Source organism: Methylobacterium sp. J-077 (genome assembly GCF_022829365.1).
GTDB lineage: Bacteria > Pseudomonadota > Alphaproteobacteria > Rhizobiales > Beijerinckiaceae > Methylobacterium.
The window spans coordinates 16,428-34,556 of record NZ_JAKSYJ010000212.1; the positions used below are offsets into that span (position 1 = coordinate 16,428).

General features: G+C 64.3%; 16 protein-coding genes. 8 read left to right on the forward strand and 8 right to left on the reverse strand.

Annotated features, from left to right (window positions below):
- Positions 1-636: 636 nt before the first annotated feature.
- The gene (locus MKL11_RS25630) at positions 637-900 is read right to left on the reverse strand and encodes a hypothetical protein (RefSeq protein ID WP_243948414.1); all 264 of its coding nucleotides are present in this window, start codon (positions 898-900) and stop codon (positions 637-639) included.
- Positions 901-2,071: 1,171 nt separating this feature from the next.
- Between MKL11_RS25630 and MKL11_RS25635 the strand changes: the two genes are divergently transcribed.
- From MKL11_RS25635 to MKL11_RS25650, 4 genes are all read left to right on the forward strand, one after another.
- Positions 2,072-2,389, forward strand: coding sequence for a hypothetical protein (locus MKL11_RS25635; protein WP_243948416.1), 318 nt, complete (start codon positions 2,072-2,074; stop codon positions 2,387-2,389).
- Between the two features lie 190 nt (positions 2,390-2,579).
- A complete protein-coding gene (locus MKL11_RS25640; RefSeq protein WP_243948418.1) occupies positions 2,580-2,762 on the forward strand; it encodes a hypothetical protein in 183 nt (60 codons plus the stop codon).
- A gap of 8 nt (positions 2,763-2,770) precedes the next feature.
- The gene (locus MKL11_RS25645) at positions 2,771-2,971 is read left to right on the forward strand and encodes a hypothetical protein (RefSeq protein ID WP_243948420.1); all 201 of its coding nucleotides are present in this window, start codon (positions 2,771-2,773) and stop codon (positions 2,969-2,971) included.
- A 112-nt stretch (positions 2,972-3,083) separates the two neighbouring features.
- Entirely contained in the window at positions 3,084-3,350 is a 267-nt protein-coding gene (locus MKL11_RS25650; protein ID WP_243948422.1) for a hypothetical protein, read from the forward strand.
- 470 nt (positions 3,351-3,820) lie between these two features.
- Here the strand turns inward: MKL11_RS25650 and MKL11_RS25655 are convergent, their stop codons facing one another.
- The 4 genes from MKL11_RS25655 to MKL11_RS25670 all read right to left on the reverse strand — a co-directional run bounded on the left by MKL11_RS25655 (position 3,821) and on the right by MKL11_RS25670 (position 7,974).
- Positions 3,821-4,252 carry a response regulator gene (locus MKL11_RS25655; protein ID WP_243948424.1) on the reverse strand — a complete coding sequence of 144 codons (432 nt, stop codon included), beginning with the start codon at positions 4,250-4,252 and terminating at the stop codon, positions 3,821-3,823.
- 66 nt (positions 4,253-4,318) lie between these two features.
- Positions 4,319-4,834, reverse strand: coding sequence for a hypothetical protein (locus MKL11_RS25660; protein WP_243948426.1), 516 nt, complete (start codon positions 4,832-4,834; stop codon positions 4,319-4,321).
- A 451-nt stretch (positions 4,835-5,285) separates the two neighbouring features.
- Positions 5,286-5,516: a hypothetical protein gene (locus MKL11_RS25665; RefSeq protein ID WP_243948428.1), complete on the reverse strand. Its 231-nt coding sequence runs from the start codon at positions 5,514-5,516 to the stop codon at positions 5,286-5,288.
- A gap of 256 nt (positions 5,517-5,772) precedes the next feature.
- On the reverse strand, positions 5,773-7,974 hold the full coding sequence (locus MKL11_RS25670; protein WP_243948430.1) for an ATP-dependent RecD-like DNA helicase: 2,202 nt from the start codon (positions 7,972-7,974) through the stop codon (positions 5,773-5,775).
- Positions 7,975-8,219: 245 nt separating this feature from the next.
- On the opposite strand from MKL11_RS25670, the gene MKL11_RS25675 reads away from it, so the two are divergent.
- Positions 8,220-9,206, forward strand: coding sequence for an SDR family oxidoreductase (locus MKL11_RS25675; protein ID WP_243948433.1), 987 nt, complete (start codon positions 8,220-8,222; stop codon positions 9,204-9,206).
- A gap of 230 nt (positions 9,207-9,436) precedes the next feature.
- Here the strand turns inward: MKL11_RS25675 and MKL11_RS25680 are convergent, their stop codons facing one another.
- From MKL11_RS25680 to MKL11_RS25690, 3 genes are all read right to left on the reverse strand, one after another.
- A complete protein-coding gene (locus MKL11_RS25680) occupies positions 9,437-10,096 on the reverse strand; it encodes a carboxymuconolactone decarboxylase family protein (protein WP_243948435.1) in 660 nt (219 codons plus the stop codon).
- 191 nt (positions 10,097-10,287) lie between these two features.
- Positions 10,288-10,674, reverse strand: a complete 387-nt coding sequence (locus tag MKL11_RS25685) for a hypothetical protein (RefSeq protein ID WP_243948437.1) — start codon at positions 10,672-10,674, stop codon at positions 10,288-10,290.
- Between the two features lie 432 nt (positions 10,675-11,106).
- Complete coding sequence (locus MKL11_RS25690) at positions 11,107-12,300, reverse strand: tyrosine-type recombinase/integrase (RefSeq protein WP_243948439.1); 1,194 nt, start codon at positions 12,298-12,300, stop codon at positions 11,107-11,109.
- 829 nt (positions 12,301-13,129) lie between these two features.
- Between MKL11_RS25690 and MKL11_RS25695 the strand changes: the two genes are divergently transcribed.
- Genes MKL11_RS25695 through MKL11_RS25705 form a run of 3 tightly spaced genes read left to right on the forward strand, consistent with a single transcriptional unit; the run spans position 13,130 to position 18,128 of the window.
- Positions 13,130-15,073, forward strand: a complete 1,944-nt coding sequence (locus tag MKL11_RS25695) for a trehalose-phosphatase (protein WP_243948441.1) — start codon at positions 13,130-13,132, stop codon at positions 15,071-15,073.
- Complete coding sequence (locus MKL11_RS25700) at positions 15,070-16,209, forward strand: hypothetical protein (RefSeq protein WP_243948444.1); 1,140 nt, start codon at positions 15,070-15,072, stop codon at positions 16,207-16,209. The genes MKL11_RS25695 and MKL11_RS25700 overlap by 4 nt, the downstream gene beginning before the upstream one ends.
- An 11-nt stretch (positions 16,210-16,220) precedes the next feature.
- Positions 16,221-18,128, forward strand: a complete 1,908-nt coding sequence (locus MKL11_RS25705; RefSeq protein WP_243948446.1) for a hypothetical protein — start codon at positions 16,221-16,223, stop codon at positions 18,126-18,128.
- Position 18,129 lies beyond the last annotated feature (1 nt).

Consider the following 18,129-nt stretch of genomic DNA (forward strand, 5'->3'; position numbering starts at 1 on the left):
GCTTGCACGTGCCAGCCGCATCGCTCGGAGCTTAGCGGTCCGCTCTTCGACATCTCGGCGCTCCGCTTCAACCTCGGCCCACACCGTGTTGGCTTGATCGTTCCTCTCCGCCACTCTGGCGGCCTTGGTCTCCCGGTATCCCTGGACGTGACTGGGGTTCTCGGACATCGGCGCTCCTCTCAACCTGTGGGCGAGAGAAGTAGGGCGCCGAGCTGTCTCGTCACGGGTGGACTAATCTAGGTCTTCCTCAGCCGCACTCCCGGCCCCTCGCCATCCACCTTGATGAAGATGACGCCGGCGGCTTCGAGGGGTAGGTCAGCCCGTATCTCTCTTTTCCAATCCAATTGCGGGCAGAACAGTATCATTCGCCGAAGATGCTAGTTGCTGCACCAAGGGTGCCTGCGCCGACAACCACAACTGCCAGCGGTATCATCAGACCGCAGGCAACCCCGATCAAAAACATCAGCATGGCGTCCTCCAACATATCGTTGAGGGATGTACCTTCCCATGCGTGGTTTGGTTGCGCGTCGATGCGCGTGCCGTGGGTGATATCGGCTAAGCAATTTTGTGGAGCCTGAGACCGGCACTTTCGAGGTATTCTGCCCTCAACGCCTCTTCCACGAGGCGGGGATGGGGTCAGTGCCGCGTGCTGATGGGCACGGCACCGAACGATGCGATGCCGTCCCGCTCTACGGCCTCGGCGAATGCACGGTAGGCGTCCTGCTCGGTTGCAAAGCGCTCCGGCCATTCGGTGCTGCCACTCGACATGTGAATGACAGCCAGCTCCCAAGGATCCTGCGTCCCCGCGGTCCGATAGATCTCCACGTCGACGGTCTCACCCTCGCGGGTGAACGAACCAGACAACGGAGAGAGCTCGAACTCGCGGTCCTCGTCCTCCACAGTCGCCTCCGTCAGTTCGCCCGTGCCCTACCCAATACCGTGATGAGACCGCCGACAAGCAGCCCGGTCAGCAGGATCATGGCGCCGGCATAGTGGTAGCCCGCACCGTGGAGGAGCCTGACCGCAGCCACTGCGACGACCATGACGCCCAGTCCCACGGCCAGTGGTTCCGGCCGCCCTTCGCCTTCAAGTGGTCGGTGAGGGTCATCAGTTCGCCCCTCAGGATCCTTACGGTGCCACACGTAGCCCTGGCCGGTGAGCCAGTCCGTTATAGCCCAGCCCAGAGCCAGGCCGCTCCCATCATGGCGGTACCGCCGGACGCCAACGCCACTACAATGTAGCGGTGCAAGCAATCGTAGATAGGTATCGGCATGGATGGGTGCTCGCAGTAGCGGAGCAACTGATGCCCATGAAGGACATTCCCCCGCCAGCGATAAATCTTAACGGTTCGTCAATTCAGCATTTGCGTGGTTCGCGAGCCACAGCGTCTGAAAGTCAAACTGCATTGCGCGTCACCAGGCCGCCGAGGACTACAACCGCGACGACGGCAATTGCAACTACGGCGGCAATCAGGATGGCACGCATCTGCCCGCTCCCAGCTCGCCGACGAGCGTGACAATCACTTCAGGTAGCCCTTCGCTTTCAGGTGCTCGGTTAGGAGCTTCACAGAACGCTTCCAGTCATATCGCGCCGTCAGATCTCGCTGCCGTGCGCTCAATCTGCTCACTTTGGCTGTACCGATTAACGCTGATCGGGCGCGCATGGCCGCGCGAGCCGTGATCACATGGCCGCCCGGCCGGTTACACGCTGCTGCTAAGCTGAGACGCTTTGTTGAGTGTCAGCCCTGTCGGGGAGGCTCCACCGCTGGGACAATCCAGAGCCGACACTTCGAGCCAAGCCATGCCGTTCCAGCGCCAGACAGGCTGCCAGCGTCGGGCCATTGCGCTGGCTCACCGGTACGCCAGCTCGGGACTTAACCACACTCGTGCTGACCGGGTGGTCCGTCAGCACCTTTAGAATGGCTTGTTCTAAATCGGTCAAAGATCGCATTCCGAACACGGTGCATGACCGACGCCAAGCCCACGCTTCGATTGCTCACAATCCTGTCAGGCACACGCCTCGCGCCCGATGAGTTCGAGTTTTCGATCTGTGATGCGAAGAGCCTTGGGCGGTGCGGTGGCTGAAATGCTCGACGCATTCGTCGCTCCGCGCTACCGACCTGAATGGCCAAAGAGATCCCAAGCGTCGGCGACCTGCACCGCAATTCCGAAGTGACGGACGACGGATCGCAGCGGCGACGGCCGCCTACCTGAAGGATTGGAACGCCGAGCCGTTCGTCTTCAAATCGGGCCTCCGCGTCGACGTGGCCAAGGCGATCGAGATGCACCCCCAGGCCAAGAAGCTGCTGGCGCAGGAGGGCGCCACGCCCGGCCTGCGGCGCACGATGGTCATGACCGCTGTCATCATGGGTTTCCCGGTCCAAGGATGAGCGAGTCGTCCAACGCTCTAGACAAAGCCGCGGCCCACCGGGCGATGGCGCGCCTCGATGGTTTTGCTAGTGGCCTGGGGCTTGACGAGTCGACCACGCGGGCGATCGTCGAGAAGGTGATTGGAGACATGCCCGAGCAGCCGGACGAGGAACGCCTTGCCGAGGCGCGCCGCCGGATGATCGTAGCCTCGTGCTTGAGGAGGATCCCATTGCCGAAGCCGTGACCGTCCTCATGTCCCGCGGCCACACCGTCGAGGCCGACGACGATTTCGAGCGCTGGCGCGTCGATGGCGGCGACTGGCTCACCGCCGGCGACCTCCTGGCCTGGGCCATTGTGCTCGGCCTGAACGCCGGCGTTGGCCGGCTGCAGTAGCGTAGATCGTGCCGCAGACGCTCTCTGGCTGGATCCTGTTCGCCGCCATCCTCATCTCAGGTATGACCGCAGGCTCGACCGCTGCGGCCATGCTCGACGATGCGTGGGAGGGCCAGGCGATCGAGCGGCGCGACGTCCTCACGCTCCTGCTGTTCGGGACGCTGCTGGTGACGTCTGCGCTCCTGCTGCTGTGGGTCGAGCCGCGATGACGGGTTGGCCTTGGCCACCAGCTTGGTCTTGCCGCTCCGATCAAGGCAACGCCGCCTTTACCCTGGCCACAACGTGTTGAAACATGCCTGTGGCATCATGCGTACCTCGCTCATGAGCAGCGAACGCATCATACCGACCGAGCCGGTTCCCAAGCCCGAGGACACGCTCACCCAGATGTCGCATCCCGAGTTCATTGCAGGTTGGAAAGCCCTGGTGGGAGAGCCGCCCGCCGCGATGCTCGAAGATCGCTCCAAGATGATCCGAGTCTTGGTGGAAAGCACCCCAATCGCTCCCCTGGAGGGCGTGGACGAGGTGGTCGAGGGCGATCAAGCGATACCGGTTCAGTCGCTGCGATCCTCGGCGAAGGCGTTGTCGTAGGCGTCCAGCAGACAAGCCAAGGGACGCATGGGATCCCTCCCCGCCTGGGACGCAGGGCCCTCGTTGGCTCATGGGAAGCACGCGGACACAAATCTCGTTCAACCGCTGCCCGCTACTTGATCGCCTCCGGGTGTGGCCTCGCCTCACCCTTGAAGTGCTGCGGGGTCAATGGGCAGCCATCGTGGATGCGAAAGTGCGATAGCGACGTGCGCCTCATCGGCGTGTAGCCGCCCATGACCATTATCCGTCCGCCACAGGCCGGGCAGCGTTTAACAGCATCACGGTGGCGAGCCTGAGCCTCATCGACCGGCATGGCTACCCATGCCCCGTCGGACAGGACATCGCAGGTAAGGGATGATGGCGTTGGCATATCCAATCATGCTGCGTCAGCACCATCACGGCTAGGCCATTGAGGTCACACCGTAGGACGCTCGGCCCCGCCGCCCGATCTGATCACGGGCTGGCGGGGTCTACAGCTGTGTGGTTGCGGTCTGACTGGCTGCCAGCGCCGATAATTGGTCGCTGGGCCAAACGTCCTCGATGACCTCGCGCAGAGCCGCGGGCATGAAGGGCTTGATCAGGCAGGCGTTTACCCCCGCGCGCCGGGCGGCCGTGAAGGCATGAGCTTGCTCCTTCGTGGTCATCACCACGAAGAGAGTTTCACGCAGACGCCGGTCTTCACGCACGGTGCGTAGCAGTTCAAGGCCGGACATCGGGAACATATTCCAGTCCGAGATCACCAAGCCGTAGGGCCGTTCATTCAGCATGGCGAGCGCTGCTGCCTCGTCAGGAGCCTCATGCACGTCGTGAACCCCGATCTGATTGAGTACGGCACGCACGACAGCACGGATCATCGCCACATCGTCGACCACGAGTACCGGCAGTTGGCGCAAATCAGGCATGGTCGTTCGAGGCACCGTTGGGTTTGATCTCGGTCAGGGAAGCAATGGACGGCTTAGATCGCCTTCTCATGCCGCCGCTTGATCCGGGAGAACCGTCAAATCCGCGAACTCGGACAGGATCGTTTCCTGCACACGAGCCAGCCAGCCTTCCGCGTCGCGAGCATGCTGTTCCGCCTTGCGAGCACGCTCTTCAGCGGCTTTTGCCCAACCTTCGGCGGCCGTGACGTGAACTTCCGCACAAAGTTGGGCCTCACGCCCTATTGCTTCGGCAATGTGTGCCCGCTCGTCAGAGGCGATGATGCCGTCGCGTGCCCGCTGCAGTGCCTCCTCGAAACGGGCTTCCTGTTGGCGAGCTTGCGCCTGTACCTCGCGCGCTTGGCGTGCGGCAGCCCGCACGAGATCGATCAGCCCACTCCAATCTTTCGGGGACGGCTGCGGGATCGACACATGCGTCTGAGCGTCCGTCGACGAGACGATGCGAAGAAGGTTACTCAGATCGGCTCGAGGCGCGACTAGCGGCTCATCGGCCGTGTCGACCGATGACGCATATGCTGTTCTTAGGAGACGCTGCAATTCGCCCACGGGAAACGTTCCACGACCCATAGTCTAACTAGCAGACTAGAGTGCTTAAAGGATCGTTAAAGCTCTGATCAACAATTATTGAGTTGATGAGCGATCCGAAGTCGAGTGCGGTTGATTGGGCGTTAAAGGCCTCTACGCGCTAATCATTACCGCTTTCGCAACTGTCTCCCGATACCGCCGGCCTCCCCTATCGGTACACCACGCCGATACAGACCGCTCTGGGAAAGGGGCCTTTTAGAGGTCGCGGGAATGAGCGCTTCTCCCGAGGGGTATCCCTATCTCCGAATAAAAAATGGGGTCCTTTTTATTGGGCACCCACGAGCGGGTCGGCAGGCTTGGGCTTGGCTTTCAATCGCGGAAACTCAGCACACTCAATGTGGGCTCAGCTCACGGCGAGCGCGCAGGGGACAATGGACGGGATTATGGTAAGGATTGGCATCGGACTGCCCCCTCACGATCGTCGCGGTCCCGGACGAAGCTTTATCGGGCGAGCCAACTGTCGGATCTTGAGCTCTGCATCTCGCGCCGTCCGCAATGCCTTGAGCCGCATGGTCCGCTCATCGAAATCAATCCGCTCAGCTTCAACCTCATCGCGAATGTTTTGAGCGTTTTCCTCCCGGAATACATTTCGATCGGCCAGTGTCGCGATATGACCAAGGAGGTGGAACGGCAGATTTGACATCGCCTAAACCTCGCCAGCATCTTGGTAGATAGATGGGGTTCCGTTCATCCATTTACGACCGCTTGACCCTTAGCGCCTCTTCCGCGAGGCGGCGGATAGGGTCAGTGCACCACTTTGCTGACCGTGCGCCAAACGATGCGATGCCGCCTCTCTACGGTCTCTGCGAACGCGCGGTAGGCGTCCTTCCGGGGCACCATAATTTGCTACTCCGGATCAATGGTCTCGTTCCGACTTCCTGCCTGGAACACCATATCCATCACGCTGTGCGCGCCAGCCACTCGCGCAGTTTAGTCCAGCGCGGTCGCGTGTTGCCGCCGCGGACTGCGATGCCCAGTGCCTTGCGCTGCCCGAGCAGCACGACCAACCGCTTGCCGCGGGTGACCCCTGTGTACAGGAGGTTCCTCGCCAGCATCGTCCAATGCTGCATGGCGAGGGGTATCACCACCGCCGGGTACTCCGAGCCCTGCGACTTGTGGATGGTCGTGGCGTAGGCCGGCACCAGCGTGTCGACCTCGCCGTACGGGTAGACAACCTCGCGGCCGTCGAAATCGACGATCACCGCGCCCTCGTCCTCGTCGATGCGCGCCACCGTGCCGAGATCGCCGTTAAACACCTCCCGGTCGTAGTCGTTCTGGCTCTCCATCACTCGGTCGCCGGGTGAGAAGCGCCAGCCGAACCGCTCCATCGAGATGGCGGGGTTCGGGTTCAGCACCGCCTGGAGCTCGTGGTTGAGATTGCGCGCGCCGAGCACGCCGCGCTGCATCGGGGTGAGCACCTGCACGTCCCGGACCGGATCGAGGCCGAAGCGCGCCGGGATGCGCTTGGTCACCACCTCAATCAGCGTCGCCACGGCGGGCTCGGGCTCGTCAATCTCGATCAGGTGGAAGTCGCTGTCCGTGCCCCGCGCGGCCGGCTCGGGCATCTTGCCGGCGTTGATCCGGTGCGCATTCACGACGATCCGGCTCTCGGCCGCCTGCCGAAACACTTCGGTCAGCCGCGCCACCGGGATAGCCCCCGAGGCGATGATGTCGGCCAACACCTGCCCGGGCCCGACCGAGGGCAGCTGGTCAACATCGCCGACGAGGAGCAGTGCGGCGTGCTCCGGCACCGCCTTGGTCAGGGCGTTCATTAGCGGCACGTCGACCATCGAGGTCTCGTCGATCACCAGCAGGTCGCAGACGAGCGTGTTGTCCTCGTTGCGCGAGAAGCCGCCGTGCTTCGGGTCGATCTCCAGCAGGCGGTGGATCGTCTTGGCCTCGAGCCCGGTCTGCTCGGTCATGCGCTTGGCCGCCCGGCCGGTCGGGGCGGCAAGCAGCACCTGCACACCCTTCGCCCGCAGGATGCGTAGGATCGTGTCGAGCGTCGAGGTCTTGCCCACGCCCGGACCGCCGGTGATCACCGCGAGCTTGGCGCCGAGCACCAGCCGCACGGCTTCCCCCTGCGAGGGCGAGAGCGTCTTGCCGGTCTTGTCCTGGACCCAGGGCAGCGCCCGGGCGAGGTCGATCTCCGGCCAGGGCGGTGCGCCTTTCATTCGGCGGAGCAGCCGCTCGGCGATCATCCGCTCGGCGGCGTGCAGCCCAGCCAGGAAGATGCACGCCTTGTCGCCGAGGATGTCCTGCACGACCTCGCCGGTCTCCAGCACGTCGAGCAGCGCCGAGCGGATCAGCGCCGCCTCGACGCCGAGCAGCTCGCCGGCGAGCTTGATCAGCTCCGCCACAGGGAGCGCGCAGTGTCCGCCGTCGGTCGCCGTCTGCAGGGCAAACGAGATGCCGGCGCGCAGCCGCTGGGGCGCCTCCGGGGTCAGCCCGAGCTTCATCGCGATGGCGTCGGCGGTCTTGAAGCCGATGCCGCGGATGTCCTTGGCCAGCCGATACGGATCCTCGGTCATGACCACGATGGCGTCGTGCCCATAGGTCTTGAAGATCCGCACCGCTCGAGCTGTGCCGACGCCGCGGGCGTGCAGGAACAGCATGATCTCGCGCACCGCCTTCTGCTCGGCCCAGCCGGCGATGATGCGGGCGGCGCGCTTCGGGCCGATGCCGGCGACCTCGGGCAGTCGCTGCGGCTCGGCCTCGATGATCTCGAACGTGCCCTCCCCGAACGCCGCGACGATGCGCTTGGCCATGGCCGGACCGATGCCGCGCATGTGGCCGGAGGCGAGGTATTTCTCGATGCCCTCCACCCCGGTGGGCGGCGTGACCTTGAGGGTGTCGGCCTTGAACTGCACGCCGTGCTGGCGATCCGTGTGCCAGATGCCGGTGGCGGTGATCCACTCGCCAGCCGCGATGGCGGGGGCATGCCCGATCACGGGGACGAGGTCACGCTTGCCCCGAGCTTGGACCTTGAGCACGCAGAAGCCGGTCTCGGGGCTGTGGAAGGTGACGCGCTCGATGGTACCTGCCAGCGCCTCAACGGGCTGACCGCGTTCAAACTGCCGCGGCCGCCCTCTCTCAGTCATGGGATACGTCCAGGCAGCGTTCGCTGACGCTTCAAACCGCTACTGGCTCGAAATCTCGGAGCAGACGGGCAGCGACTACGAGAAGATCGGCCAAGCCTGATGAAGGCACAATGGCGACGCGTTGCCCCGCTCGCGAGTTCACCAGGTTATCTGCTACACCTGACGACCCGCGGTCTCTCTGCCGCAGGAACACGACAATCCTGCTCTGGTTCGCTGATCGAGATCAACGAGCGGGAGGGCGAGACATGGCGCAAGTGCGCGGATCTACGGTCGTGATCACGGGCGCGTCGAGCGGCATCGGGCGTGCCGCGGCTTATGCCTTTGCTGCCAGGGGTGCCCGCGTCGTCCTCGCTGCCCGGCGTGCCGATGTGCTCGACGATATCGTGCGCGAGATCCGGGACGGTGGTGGTGCGGCGATCGCGATCCCAACCGACGTGACTGACACCGACGCTGTCTTCGCGCTGGCGGAAGGCGCGGCGAGGGCGTTCGGTGGCATCGATGTCTGGATCAACAATGCAGGTGCTGGCGTATTCGGGCCGCTCCTCGACGCTCCGCTCGACCTGCACAGGCAGACGATCGAGATCAATCTGATGGGTGCGATTCACGGTGCTTACGCCGTGCTGCCACACTTCCTGCGCCAAGGGCACGGCACGCTGATCAACACGGTCTCGATGGGCGGCTGGGCCCCGACACCGTTCGCGGCCGCGTACACCGCGAGCAAGTTCGGTCTGCGTGGCTTCTCAGCCAGTCTGCGCCAGGAGCTCGCCCGGCATAAGCACATCCACGTCTGTGGCGTGTTCCCGGCAATCGTCGATACACCCGGTCTGGAGCACGGGGCCAACGTCACGGGCAAGACACTCAACCCAGGCCACGTCTACTACGCGCCCGAGGATGTGGCCGAGGCCTACCTGCGCTTGGTTCGGCATCCCCGACACGAGATGGCGGTCGGCTGGCCGGCCCGCCTCGCCCAAGCCGGCTACGCGCTTGCGCCCTCGCTGACCGAGCGTGTGATGGGCGCTGGATTCCGCTTCGCACTGGACCGGGCCGATCCAGGACCACGGACCCATGGGGCGCTGCGGGAACCGATCCCACAAGGAACGAGTGCTGACGGCGGCTGGCGGGCGCGCAAGGGTGTACCGTCGGCGGGGACGATGAGCGCCGGGATCGTTTGGGCCGGTGTCGGCGCCGCCGTTTTGCTTGGCGTTGCCCTGAGCACGCGGAAGGCCCGATAGCGGATTGTAGCCTCGTCTGCTCGGGCGGCGATCCGTGAACCGTCAACCGCGCCGAGCGTCGATCCTGGAACGATGTCGCCCCGCCGCCGTGGCAGACGCGCGAGCAAACCTGCCGTTCGGCCATGGAGCGGGCGCTACGACAGGTGTTAAGGCGTGCGCGGGCGGATGTCCGCCGCGCCAGGGTCCAGCGGGTCCCGGCAGCGATCCGCCAAGACCGGCGGTCGCTCGCCCTACCGTTCGCCCGGCTTGAACGGAGGTTCCTTGCCCGGCGGCACGCCTTCCTTGGCCATGCTCAGCAGCATGGCCACCGTCACGTAGGTGCCGGTGAGAGCCGTCAGGTCCACTACGCCCTGCTCACCCAGCACTTCCTTCGCCCGAGCGAAGGTTTCATCCGAGACTGCATGCTGCGTGGAGAGCTCCATGCAGAAGTCGTACACGGCCGCCTCGTCGGGCTTCATGCCCTCCGGCCGCTTGTTCGCTTTGAGATCCGCCGCCACCTGCTCGGTGAGTCCCGCTTTGATCGCCAGCGGGTAATGGGCGTACCACTCGACCTGCGAGCGCCAGAGGCGTCCCTGGATCAGGATCGCGAACTCATTCAGTCGCGTCGGCACGGAGGTGTGCCAGCGCAGGTAGTCGAGCAGGTCGTACATCCGCTGAGCCATCTCGGGGCTTCGGATCATCGGGTTGTACGGGCCGGCAAGTCCGACGCTCGAGACCTTCATGATCTTCTCGCCAACCGGACGCTGAGCAGGCGTAAGCTGTTCGAGGGTTAGCTGCGGGAACCGCGGTGGGTGGTCGGATGCTCCCCAGGAAGTCTGGGCAGACAGCCAGCCACCTGAGGCCGCGACGACAGCCAGCGCCACAGTCTGGCCGGTTTTGAGCACGCCCATCGAAGTTCCTCCAAACGCGCGGACTCGTCTCAGCGAGCCGTCGTGCTCCAGCATAGTCCGCCAAGCGTCAGAGAAGATCCAGCAGACCCCTTTTGGTCCTGAAATCTGTTGTTATGATGGCTATAACCTTCGCGTTTTTCGATACTGTCGTGCTGGTCGGGCGGCGGTGAAGTATGGGTCGCGGCGTACGTTCAGATCCGATGCCTGCTGCACACGCGCTCGACGGCATTACCGCTATCCTCAGGTCGCGTGTTGAAGGCGATCGGAACTGTCGGCGCAGCCTCCCGAGCTACGTTGATGAGGACTTCGAATACCGCCAGGTGCCGCGGCCAGGAACGCACGCCGGCGCCGATCACAAGGCAGTCGTAGGAGCCGGAAGTGAGCATCTGCTGCAGGATTGGGCCGGCTTGATCGTCCGGTTGTATGAAGCACTGCTCAGCCGTCCAGCCGCGGTCGCGCATATCCTTAAGCGCCACCTCGATCCCATGGTGGATCTTCTCGGCATTTAGTCCGGGCGGGAGAGCTGGGTCCGAGAAATCGACCGAGTCAGGCTCATAGCCCACCATCAGAACACGCATCAGACTCTCCGGCTTCGGACACCGGACTGTGCCGGTCGTTCCGCCAGCTAGCGGTGACGACGGCGGCTGCAAGGCATAACGCTCAGGTTTGGGACATGTGGTCGGCCGCTCGTAGAGGCTCACGCTGAGGCGTACAGACATGCCTTTCGTGTTGCATCCGTGTTGCGTGGAGCACCCGCAAGCGCCTCGGCTCAAGTTGTAAGCCTTTGTAAAACAACGATCCGTGTTGCTACGTGTTGCGCGATTAGGCTGCCGGATACGGGCCAAGAAAAACCCGCCAAGTCATTGACTGGGCGGGTGAATTTCTGGCGACCCCGGTTGGGCTCGAACCAACGACCTGCCGCTTAGAAGGCGGCTGTTCTACGCGGCCCCTAGAACCACCTAAAGCGGACGCATTCAACTTCCTTTTGGGGCTATCTCCGGGCACAAATATCAGGCGGCGAACAACCTTGGGGCTCCGGCGACGATAAACTCGCGCCGCTTGGCCGCGAGCACCTTGGCGTAGGTTGTCTCGATCATCCGCACGCTGGTGCCGCAGTTCTCCGCCACCACGTTCAGAGGCACTCCGGCCTCGATCGCGCGTGAGATGTACGAATGCCGCAGCGCATAGAACGTCCCAGTCGGATCGAGCTTGGCGGCCACGAGCGCCCGTTTCATCGGCCGAACCTGGTGGCTTGCCCCCCAGGCTCCGCCATCGATGCGGCACAGAAGCGGGGCCTCCTGCGGGCGGTCGCCCACCAGCCGTGAGAAGAACCCTACTGCTTCGGGCTGCAGGATGACGATTCGCGCACCCGTCTTGCCCCGTGGCACGTTCAGCGTTTCCCCCTCGACATCGAAGTGGCGGACCTGACAGGCAGCGAGTTCGCCATAGCGAGCGCCCGTCAGAAACCCGGCCGTTAGCAGGTCGCGGAAGCTCGCGTCGCTGCAGCCTTCAAGGAGACGCAGCACTTCCACGGGCGTGAAGTGGACCTCACGGGCTCGGCCAACTCGCTGGAACGGGCGCACCAGCCGCCAAGCGCTGTCGTCCGATAAACCATTTGTTGGATCGCCCACCGCGTGGTTGAGCATCGCTTTGACAATGCTGAGCACCCTATTGGCGGTGTCCTGGCTGCGGCGACGCTGCTCAGCGTCACTGACGGTCCGCACCAAGCCATCGCGCCAAGCCTCGAGCTGGCGGCGCGTTAGGTTCTCGATGCGGCTCGAACCGAAGCGGGGCAGGAAGAGGCGTTCCAAGCGGCGGCGGGCGTCGTAAGCTGTACGTTGGTTTCGGGCCTCAAGCCCAGCAAGGTAGGTCTGAGCAGCAACCTCGACGGTGAGCGGCGTCTTCTGAGCCCCCTCCCCTTTCTCGCCACCCGCTGTCGCCTTAGCCTGCTGCTGTGCCTCCCAGAAGTTGAGCACGCTCCGGCCGTTGCTATCCTCGAAGTCGTCGGCCTGCCCAATCCGCTTGGTCCAGGAACTGCCCTTCCCGTCAGCAACACGTAGCACCCAGGTCCCTGCAGTCTCGTTGCGGCGGTAGCCCAGCGACACACCGGGCGCGACACGAGCGAAGACGGGCTTTTTGGCCACTGGCAGGCGTAGCCGGCTGGTGCGAGTTTCGAGCTTCGATGAGCGCGTGTTACGAACCATGGTGTCCCGCCAGTGTCCCGTGGGCGTGCTCGGACCATGACACACAAAGTTGGATAGGCCAAACGCCAGTTTGGACTAGAATATCGATATATCAATGGGTTAGATGGACGTAGTTGGACGTTTCTGGACGATTGGCTACGCCCTTTCACGGCGAAAACACGGGTTCGATTCCCGTAGGGCGCGCCAATAAAATCAAGCACTTAGCTAGGTTTTTCGAGCTGGCTCACAGAACCGTCTCACATAGCCAGCGCTGCGCGCTACTCACGGATTTGCCAGCTGCGGGCGGCCGGCGAATCATCCGAATCGTGATGCCGCCGCCCAAACATGGCGCATGCTGACCCTAGGCCGAACTTCAGGATGTCCGCTTTTCAGCGCGAATGGCTGAGTTGCGGATCGAAACGATACCGAAAGTTCGGATCTATCCAGCCGCCCTTAGCTGGACGAAACGAATACCTTCTACTCTGAGATTGCCCTCACCCTAGGCACGTGAGGGCGGCGCAACGTACGCGATGGTCGCCGAGAGCGGCCACAAACACGCTCAGCGGACCTTCTCACAGCGACATGAACCCTTCAGGATGACCTGGGTGAAACCGCTACGCTCCTGCTGTGCTCGTGTCGAGAAACCCTACCCGGTGTGCGCCGCGTCGGGCTCGTAAACGTGCGCACGGGAAAGCTCTTGAAAGTGGCTCATAGCGGGTTAGGCGGGGGGGTGGGCCGCTCTGTTAAAAGGACAGCGGCCCAAAACTCGGCTTGAGCCCCGTTCCCGTTCCGTTCATGGTCGCTGCTAAAATCCGGCCTGTGAACCACCGGATGAAGCTGCTGGAGGACCATGGCGCGCCCTTATGCGAACGAAATGTCGAAACTGGGTGAGACGTTCGCCTGGGCGGCTGCGGCCGATCTCAAGGCCATGCGCCGCGCCGTCCGTACTGCTGGTCGCTCGTCGCTCCGCGCCATCGGGTCAGGCGGCTCGCTCACGGCGGCTCACGCATTAGCTGCGCTGCACCAGCGCTTTACCGGACGGCTGGCCGCGGTCGCCACGCCCCTTGAGGCCACCGATGAGCCGCTCGACCCGAGTGTTGCGACGTGGCTCCTCAGCGCGGGCGGCGGCAACGTCGACATCATGGCGGCAGCGAAGGGGCTGATCCTGCGCGAGCCTCGGCAGCTTGGCATCCTGTGCGGCCGCGAAGACAGCCCGCTGGCCGAGCTCTGCCGCCAGCATCCGTTCGTCGACCTGATGCTCTACCCTCCGCCAGCGGGCAAGGACGGGTTCCTCGCTACCAACTCTCTCCTCGCATTCACGGCCGTCCTCACGCGCGCCTACGCTAGTGAATTTGGGGCCGACGCCGACTGGGACGACGCAGCCGCGCATCTGGAGGCGCTGCTCGTGGAAGCCAGTGGCACTGTCGCCGCATGGGAGGCGGCGACGGCGCCGCTCTGGGCGCGATCGACCACCCTTGTCCTGCACGGCCCCTCCACCCGAATCGGCGCCGTGGACCTCGAATCCAAATTCACCGAAGCGGCTATCGGCAACCTCCAGGTCGCGGACTATCGCAATTTCGCCCACGGCCGTCATCATTGGCTCGCCAAGCGCGGGGAGACGAGCGGCGTGCTCGCGTTCGTCACCGAGGCGGATCGGGTCCTCGCGGAGCGAACACTCGAGCACATTCCGACAGGTATTCCCCAAGCACGCATTGAGCTCGCCAGTGGGCCGAGCGCTTGTGCTCTGGCATCGCTGGTGGCGGCGTTACGGATCACGGGGTGGGCCGGGTTCACGCGCGGTATTGATCCAGGCCGTCCAGGCGTACCCGAGTTCGGGCGCAAGCTCTACAACCTTTCCTTGCCTAGGTCGCGCCGCAGCGCCACGCCGGGTCGCCTGAGCCCGCGCCAGGCCGCCGCGATCGCGCGGAAGTCGGGCGTGAAGCCTGGCGATCTGGCGGCCTCTGGCGAACTCGACCGCTGGCACGAAGCACTCACAGGGTTCGAGAGTCGGCTGGCCGAGGCGCGCTTCGCCGGGATCGTGCTCGACTACGATGGCACCGTGGTCGACACGCGCCACCGGTTCGAACCCGCCCCAAAAGCTATGATCGCCGAACTCGCTCGCCTTGCAGATGCAGGCGCGAGGATCGCCGTGGCGACGGGACGTGGTCGATCGGTGCGGCTCGACCTGCAGAAGAGTCTTCCTCGTCTACTGTGGCCTCGGATCCTGATCGGTTACTACAATGGCGCCGAGGTGGCCTCGCTCGATGACGACGGAGCGCCTGACGGGTCGGCGAAACCTTGCGCCGCCCTCCTGCCGCTTTCCGAGGCGCTGCGTCGTCAACCGGAACTCGCCGAGTGCGCGCGCCAGGAGGATCGCCCGTTCCAGATCACGCTGGAGGCGACCCGCGTGATGCCGGAGAGCCGCCTCTGGGACCTGGCCCGCCAAGTCATTCTCATGGCTAGCGCCGAAGGGGTTAACGTGACCCGCTCCAGCCATTCGGTGGACATCGTCGCGAGAGGCGTCTCAAAGCTGAACGTCATTCGTCGATTACGTGAGTCGGTCGGTGACGAGCCGATCCTCGCCATCGGGGATCGCGGCCGCTGGCCGGGCAACGACTACGAGCTGCTGCGTGAGCCATTCGCGCTCGGTGTCGACGAGATCAGCGTCGACCCCACGACCTGCTGGCACCTGGGCGAGCCCGGGCAGCGCGGCCCGTCCGTCACGTTGGATTATCTGACCGCGCTCGAGGTGGCGGGCGGGCGTCTGCGGTTCGCCCAAGGATCGTTTCGATGAACCAGGACCTCGCTCTCAAGGTCCTCGGCCAGATCATGAACTGGAACGACGACCGCGCCCGCCAGGAGTTCCAGTGGCTCAGGCTCATGGCGCGCCTAAAGTACGACGGCTATCGCGATTTTCAGGCGGGCATGCGGTTCATCGAGAGCCTCGCCACGTGGCTCCAGCAGTTTGAGCCGCACGAGCGGGAGACCGCCTATGCGTTCGTGCGCGACACCCTCGTCTACATCGGCGCCGGCGAGATGCAGCGGCTAGTGGAGCAGTTCTACCCGCGGACAGTTCGCGACCGCCTGATCCGCACGGTCGCCGCTGAACGCAACATGCCGCCCTACCGTATTCTCGCCGATCCGGAGGCCCGCGCGGCCGGTGAACGTCTGCGCCGCCAGACTTTGTTCATGGGCCTTAGCGACGGGGCGAGGATCGACACGATCCGACACGCCAACGCCGGCCTTCTCAACAACGAGCAGCTCGTCCAGGGCACGCAGGTGGACACGGAAAAGTGGAGGGACCTGCTAGACAATCTCCGCAGTGACCTGGGCGACCCTGAGGCGCGCTTCCGCCTTGTATACCTTGTCGACGACTTCGCCGGCACGGGCACCTCGTTCCTGCGATATGACGAGAAGAAGGAGAAGTGGAAGGGCAAGCTCCTCCGCTTTAAAGACTCTGTCCAGAATGCGACGGAGGCGTTGGAAGGAGACGCGCTGTTCGAGGACGGCTGGGAACTCTGCATCCATCACTATGTCGCGTCAGCGGCGGCGGCTCAGGCAATCGAGGGTCGTTTGGCCAGGACGGCCGAGGTGTTCGGCGCCGGTTGGGCCCGCGCTATGCACGCCTCCTTCGGCACGATTTTGCCGCCCGACCTGCCGATAGACTCGGTGCCCGGCCGCTACGACGACTTTCTAAAGCTCACCGAGTCGTACTACGACCCGAAGATCCGGACGAAACACACCGACGTCGGCGGCGCGACTTATCTCGGTCTCGGGTACGGCGCGTGCGCGCTTCCGCTCGTGCTCGACCACAACACGCCCAACAACGCGGTCGCCCTGCTATGGGCGGAGACCGACGGCGGCGATCGCGAAGGCGTCAACGCGCCAGCCATGCGTCCGCTCTTTCGGCGGCGCCAACGGCACGCGTAGGGGGACGCAACATGGCTAACCCTTTCGAAAAGCGTGCGACCGAGTATCTCCGAGACGACGAAGCTTTTCTCGCCGTCGTCACCCCTGAGCCCCTCGCCACCTTTTTCCAGAAACCTGCCAAGGAGGGGCGACTTTACGACCGCTTGGCGATGATCATCGGCACGCCCGGCAGCGGCAAGACCACGCTGGCGCGCCTCTTCCAGTTCACGACGTTGCGGACGCTGCTGCGCAACCGCGGCATCACGAGCTACAAGCCGTTGATCGACACGCTCACCGCCTGCGGGGCGATCGTTGACGAGCGGCCGACGCTTGTCGGCGGACGGCTTCCGCTTGAGGCGGAGTACCGGGAGTTCTGGGAGTTCCCGTATTCCGATGACCTCAAGACGGGTCTTATGATTGCGCTGCTCCAGGCCCGCACTGTGCTAGCCTGGCTGCGCAACATTCAGGCTTCGGGCGTGCCGCTCGAGCACGTGGAGATCGTCCCGCGCGTGGACGCCGACGCCGCGCTGGCTGCCATCGGCGGCACCGCCGGGCCGGCTCTGCTCGCCCGCGCCCGTGAGGTGGAGTTCGCCATCTACCAGATTTCGGCCGCGCTGGTGCCGCCGGACGTCGAGGACATCGACCGCGATGCGGTGGCCGTCTACCGCCCGTTCGATGTGATCGAAGCGTTTCGGATCGCCGACGGCGCGGAGGTGCTCGAACTCCGGCCGTTGGTCATCTTCGACGACGCCCACAGTCTGCATCCCACCCAGCTCGCCGCCCTCCGCCGCTGGCTCACCCGGCGCGAGCTGAAGGTGGCGCGCTGGGTGCTGACCCGCCTCGATGCGCTGACACCCGGCGACGTGCTGCTGGACCGTGCGGCGGACGCTGAGGAACCGGGACTGAAACGGGCGCGCGAGATCACCGACATCTGGATGCAGAGCGGCGAGGAAAGAGGCAACCAGCGTCGGGCCTTCCGCAAAATGGCGAAGGACATGGCGGGGCGCTACCTGAGCCAGATGGAGGTCTTCAACAGGCGTCGCCTGCACAATCTAGGCGATCTCCTGTCAACGACCTCCGAGGTGATCGCACCCGGGAAGCGCGCCAAGCTTGCCGAGCACGTCGATGCGCTGCAACGCCGATACGGCGTGTCTGCGGAGCGGCGGCGGGGTCTAGAGAGAGAGGTCGACAACTATCTCGCCACCGCCGAGGACAACGGTGAGGATCTGCGTCTCGGCATGCTCGCGGTTCTACTAGAGCGTTACGCCAAACGCATCCCGCAACGCGGCCTGTTCGAGGAGGCCGACGGCGACGCCGAACCCAGCCGCCCGTTGACGGCGGACGCAGGGATCGCTGACGGCGCTCGAATCCACCTCCTTCACAGGTACGATCGGCCCTACTTCTTCAGCATCGACACGCTCTGTGACGCGAGCTCCGAGAATGCTGAGCAATTTCTGCAACTGGCTGCGCGGCTCGTCTCGCAATCGGAAACGCAGCTAATCCGGCGGGGCAAGGACGCCATGCTGTCAAGCGGCGTGCAGAACAAGCTGCTCCGTGAGCGGGCGAGCGAGATGGTTCGCGAGTGGGACTTCCCGCAGTTCCAGCTCGTTCGACGCCTCGCTGATGGGCTTGCGGCCGAATGTCTGGCGAAGAGCTTGGAAGGCAATGCGTCCCTCGGCGGCGGCGCCACCGCGTTCGGCATCCTCCAGGAGGAATTCGACACCATCCCCGAAACCCACCCGCACCTTGCGAGGGTTCTGCAATTCGGGGTGGCCTATAACGCCTTCGTCCTCGTACCCAACCACGGCACCAAGAAGCGGCTATGGTGTCTGATCGAGCTCGGCGGCGTCCTGCTTCTCCACCACGGGCTGACTCTAAAGCGCGGCGGCTTCCTTGAGCGGCGGACCGACGATCTCGTCCGCCTGCTCGCGGAGGTCTGAG